This is a genomic window from Bacillus sp. FSL L8-0199 (assembly GCF_038005705.1).
GTDB lineage: Bacteria > Bacillota > Bacilli > Bacillales > Bacillaceae_G > Bacillus_A > Bacillus_A cereus.
Genome location: NZ_JBBOTS010000001.1, coordinates 270,001 through 275,000, shown reverse-complemented (window position 1 = coordinate 275,000; position 5,000 = coordinate 270,001). Strand labels below are relative to the sequence as shown.

Sequence of the window (5,000 nt, the reverse complement as noted above, 5' to 3'; positions counted from 1 at the left end):
AACTGCAAATTCTCATACCAGAGTCTACTTGTCCTATCATCGCAGATCATCTAAGCATTGTGCGGATTATCGGTAACTTAATGAAAAATGCAATTTATTACGGAAAGGATGGGAAAACAATAGGAGTCGAACTGCTAGAAGCTGATGCAGAATACAAACTTCATATTTGGGATCAAGGCCCTGGTATTCCAAAACATGATTTACAAAACATATTTGAGCGAATGTACCGAAGCGAACAATCAAGAAACTCTTCATTTGGTGGTAGCGGTCTCGGACTCTCTATTTCTAAAGCACTCGTTGAAAAAAATGGTGGGCATATATGGGTTGAAAGTACTCCATGGAAACGAACTACTTTTGGCTTTTCTATTCCAAAACACAATACTTTTAAGAAATAGTTAAGAAATGATTAATATGCAGTTAAGCCTTCCTTTTTATGATGTAAGTAAGAACTTATAGAAAGCAGGTGTCTCCTATAAATACAATTATAAAAACGACTAACCTTACTAAAGTATATGGCAATCAAAAATCAGTAGATAATTTAAATATTAATGTTCAACAAGGAGAGATTTATGGCTTCATAGGCCGCAACGGTGCTGGTAAAACAACAACCATTCGTATGCTGCTTAGTCTTATAAAACCTACAAGTGGAACGATTGAAATATTCGGAGAGAACTTATTCCAAAATCAAAAAGATATTTTAAGCAGAATTGGTTCTATAGTTGAAGTTCCAGGATTTTATGAAAACTTAACTGCAAAAGAAAACCTACTAATTAATGCAAAGATAATTGGGGTTCACAAAAAGAATGCTATCGAAGAAGCATTAGAAATAGTAGGCTTGCAGCATGAGACAAAAAAGTTAGTAGGAAAGTATTCTTTAGGAATGAAGCAACGCTTAGGAATTGCACGCGCTCTTCTCCATTATCCTGAGCTACTCATATTAGATGAACCAACTAACGGACTAGACCCTATTGGTATTAAAGAAATACGAAAACTTATTCATTCTTTAGCTCAAGAAAGAAATATAACAATACTCATTTCTAGTCACATATTAGCCGAGATAGAACAGTTGGTCGATCGTATCGGAATTATTCATGAAGGAAAGTTACTAGAAGAGGTTTCTCTTGATACGCTGCGCAAAGCAAACCGTAAGTACATAGAGTTTCAAGTGAATAATGACGATAAAGCTGTGATGTTATTAGAAAATCATCTTCAAATTTTTGATTATGAAGTACATGATGAAGGAAATATTCGTATTTACTCTCATTTTGGACAACAAGGATACATAAACAGAACGTTTGTTCTTAACGATATTGAAGTATTAAAAATGATGATAAGCGAAGATAGACTAGAAGATTATTTCACCAAACTAGTTGGAGGTGGAACAATTGGTTAATCTACTCTATACAGAACTCTTAAAACTAAAACGCTCTAATATGTTTTTAATTAGCATTATTGGTGCTGGTGTCGCACCTTTCTTAGTTGTAGTAGCCTCTTATATACATATAAAAACAAAACAGCCTACTCCAACTATTTGGTTCCATCAATTATTCACTGACGTTAACTTATATACTACTTTAGTTATAGGATTCCCCTTATATGGAGTAGTGGTTGCATATTTGCTTACCCGTGAATATGCAGAAGATACACTGAAAAATTTACTAACTATCCCCGTGTCGCGCATTAGCTTTATTATAAGTAAATTCATCATTCTCTTTCTTTGGATTATGATGCTAACTTTAGTCGCTTGGGCACTTACTTTAATATTAGGGCTATTGGGGAACTTCCCTGGCTTTAACATTTCTTTACTTTTAGGTTCTTTCCTAGAATTTTTAATATGTGGTGGACTTCTCTTTCTATTGTCTTCACCTATTGTGCTACTAACTCTTGTAATGAAGAGCTATGTACCGCCCATTATATTAACAGTCATTATTACAATGACTAATCTTATGCTCGTAAACTCCAAGCATAAAGATTTATTCCCGTGGACCGCTACTCTAGATATCGCAAATAACGAATTACAACCGACATATCCACCAGAGTATTCTTATATCATCATTGCAGTAACGACAATTTCCGGATTTATTGCAACACTATTCTATTTTAAAAAAGTAGACATTCATTAATTTGTAGGAGTGAAACTATGAGCGATATCATTATTGCCTTCATACTCGGTATTGTAGAAGGATTAGCTGAATTTTTACCTATATCCTCTACTGGCCATCTTATATTAGTCGGGCATTTATTAGGCTTTGAGGGAGAAAGAGCGAAAACGTTTGAAATTGTTATTCAGCTAGGCGCAATTTTAGCCATTGCAATTTTATATCATAAACGTCTCGTTTCTTTATGTAATATTAAGCCTCTTCTACAGAAAGAAAAAAAATTCAACGCGTTCCATGTATTTCTTGGCGTATTTCCGGCAGTGGTTGCTGGTTTGCTACTACATGATATTATTAAAACATACTTATTCCAGCCATACACTGTTGTGATTGGACTTGTAGCAGGTGCAATTCTTATGCTCTTTGCAGAAGTAAAAAAGAAAGAGGCAGCAGCCTATTCACTGGACGATTTAACATACCGCCAAGCTTTAACAATCGGATTATTTCAGTGCTTAGCAGTATACCCTGGCTTCTCTAGAGCTGGCTCTACTATCTCTGGAGGTCTATTAGCAAAAGTAAATTATAAGACTGCATCTGAATTCTCTTTTCTAATAGCTCTTCCTGTAATGATTGGGGCTACAGGCTTAGACTTACTAAAAAGTTGGAAGTATTTAAGTGTCGATGACATCCCTATGTTTGCGGTAGGATTCATTACCTCTTTTATAGTAGCGATGCTAGCGGTAGTAACTTTTCTAAAGCTTTTAGAGAAGATAGGTTTAAAACCTTTTGCGTACTATCGTATTTTGTTGGCTATCTTATTTACGCTTTTCGTATTGCTATAGATTCATATAAGTCACATATTATTAAACTGATATTCAATTTAGAATATCAGTTTTTTCATCTATTTTAACTCTAGTATTACTCACTTCAATATGGCATAGTGATAATAAACTACCATTCATAATCTGAACGTTCTTTAAGTAACTACATCCTTTATCATAAAATGCAATTGGAAAATTAAAGATTCCATATATGTACAGAACATATTTACAAACTATATTCACTCCACATAGTATCTTTTTAATTTGCAACACACCGCTACAACTTTTAAATGAGTACAAAGACATACTAAATAAGTAAGTAAATTTCCTAGGAATTATAAAGAGACTAAATATGAATTAGAGTGAGGTAACGATAAAAATGAATCAATTAGCACAGACATATTGGGATACTTATTGGGGAAACAACAAAAAACCAGAATCTGTTACAGCTTGGCAATTTGGGGATGCCCCTAATTATCTTGCACAACTAGTAATTGACGGTATTAAAACCGCTACATGCTCCGGTCACATTTTTTATGAATTAGAACATGAATCACTACCGACTACTATTGATTATAGTATTATACTCAATAGTAATGATGAACCTGTAGCTATTATTAAGACAATAGAAGTAACTGTAACACCAATGAATGAAGTAAGCGAAGAATTCGCTATCGCTGAAGGCGAAGGAGATCGTACTTATAATTACTGGAGAGACACCCATGTTCGTTTTTTTACAAAGGAACTAAATGAGCTTGGTCTTAATTTCTCTGAAGATATGTTACTCGTCTGTGAGCGTTTTGAACTTGTTGATGTGAACAATAAAGTGAAATTTTAATAAACTGAGATTTACCAGCCATTCTTATTTTTATAAAACACAAAAAAGACGAGTCATTCTGACTCGTCTTAAAGTTGCTTGGCGACGTCCTACTCTCACAGGGACAAGGTCCCAACTACCATCGGCGCTAGAGAGCTTAACTTCCGTGTTCGGTATGGGAACGGGTGTGACCTCTCTGCCATCATCACCAAACTATTGAAGGCATATTCCTTCAAAACTAGATAACATTGCTACATATTATATGGTTAAGTCCTCGATCTATTAGTATTCGTCAGCTCCACATGTCACCATGCTTCCACCTCGAACCTATCAACCTGATCATCTTTCAGGGATCTTACTAGCTTACGCTATGGGAAATCTCATCTTGAGGGGGGCTTCATGCTTAGATGCTTTCAGCACTTATCCCTTCCGCACATAGCTACCCAGCTATGCCCTTGGCAGAACAACTGGTACACCAGCGGTGCGTCCATCCCGGTCCTCTCGTACTAAGGACAGCTCCTCTCAAATTTCCTACGCCCACGACGGATAGGGACCGAACTGTCTCACGACGTTCTGAACCCAGCTCGCGTACCGCTTTAATGGGCGAACAGCCCAACCCTTGGGACCGACTACAGCCCCAGGATGCGATGAGCCGACATCGAGGTGCCAAACCTCCCCGTCGATGTGGACTCTTGGGGGAGATAAGCCTGTTATCCCCGGGGTAGCTTTTATCCGTTGAGCGATGGCCCTTCCATGCGGAACCACCGGATCACTAAGCCCGACTTTCGTCCCTGCTCGACTTGTAGGTCTCGCAGTCAAGCTCCCTTATGCCTTTGCACTCTACGAATGATTTCCAACCATTCTGAGGGAACCTTTGGGCGCCTCCGTTACACTTTAGGAGGCGACCGCCCCAGTCAAACTGCCCACCTGACACTGTCTCCCGGGTCGATAAGACCCGTAGGTTAGAATTTCAATACAGTCAGGGCGGTATCCCACCAGCGCCTCCACCGAAGCTAGCGCTCCGGTTTCAATGGCTCCCGCCTATCCTGTACAAACTGTACCAAAATTCAATATCAGGCTACAGTAAAGCTCCACGGGGTCTTTCCGTCCTGTCGCGGGTAACCTGCATCTTCACAGGTACTATAATTTCACCGAGTCTCTGGTTGAGACAGTGCCCAAATCGTTACACCTTTCGTGCGGGTCGGAACTTACCCGACAAGGAATTTCGCTACCTTAGGACCGTTATAGTTACGGCCGCCGTTTACT

General features: G+C 38.3%; 5 protein-coding genes and 2 rRNA genes (2 of these 7 only partly in view). 5 read left to right on the top strand and 2 right to left on the bottom strand.

What is annotated here, in order from left to right:
• The 5 genes from NST86_RS01565 to NST86_RS01545 all read left to right on the top strand — a co-directional run.
• A protein-coding gene (locus tag NST86_RS01565; RefSeq protein ID WP_227593492.1) for a sensor histidine kinase crosses the window boundary here: on the top strand, positions 1-395 show its end. Its footprint begins 619 nt before the window's first position; only the last 395 of its 1,014 coding nucleotides appear in the window; its start codon lies beyond the left edge, outside the window; its stop codon occupies positions 393-395.
• 68 nt (positions 396-463) lie between these two features.
• Entirely contained in the window at positions 464-1,393 is a 930-nt protein-coding gene (locus tag NST86_RS01560) for an ABC transporter ATP-binding protein (protein WP_000074577.1), read from the top strand.
• Positions 1,386-2,123 carry an ABC transporter permease gene (locus NST86_RS01555; protein ID WP_000247716.1) on the top strand — a complete coding sequence of 246 codons (738 nt, stop codon included), beginning with the start codon at positions 1,386-1,388 and terminating at the stop codon, positions 2,121-2,123. Before NST86_RS01560 ends, NST86_RS01555 begins: the two co-directional genes overlap by 8 nt.
• A gap of 17 nt (positions 2,124-2,140) precedes the next feature.
• Positions 2,141-2,938, top strand: coding sequence for an undecaprenyl-diphosphate phosphatase UppP (uppP, locus tag NST86_RS01550; protein WP_001279960.1), 798 nt, complete (start codon positions 2,141-2,143; stop codon positions 2,936-2,938).
• A gap of 358 nt (positions 2,939-3,296) precedes the next feature.
• Positions 3,297-3,755: an ASCH domain-containing protein gene (locus NST86_RS01545; RefSeq protein ID WP_001072418.1), complete on the top strand. Its 459-nt coding sequence runs from the start codon at positions 3,297-3,299 to the stop codon at positions 3,753-3,755.
• Positions 3,756-3,831: 76 nt separating this feature from the next.
• Here the strand turns inward: NST86_RS01545 and rrf are convergent.
• Together rrf and NST86_RS01535 are read right to left on the bottom strand one after the other, a co-directional pair.
• Positions 3,832-3,947, bottom strand: a 5S ribosomal RNA gene (gene rrf, locus NST86_RS01540).
• A gap of 49 nt (positions 3,948-3,996) precedes the next feature.
• Positions 3,997-5,000: ribosomal RNA gene (locus NST86_RS01535) — 23S ribosomal RNA — on the bottom strand (it continues 1,919 nt past the right edge of the window).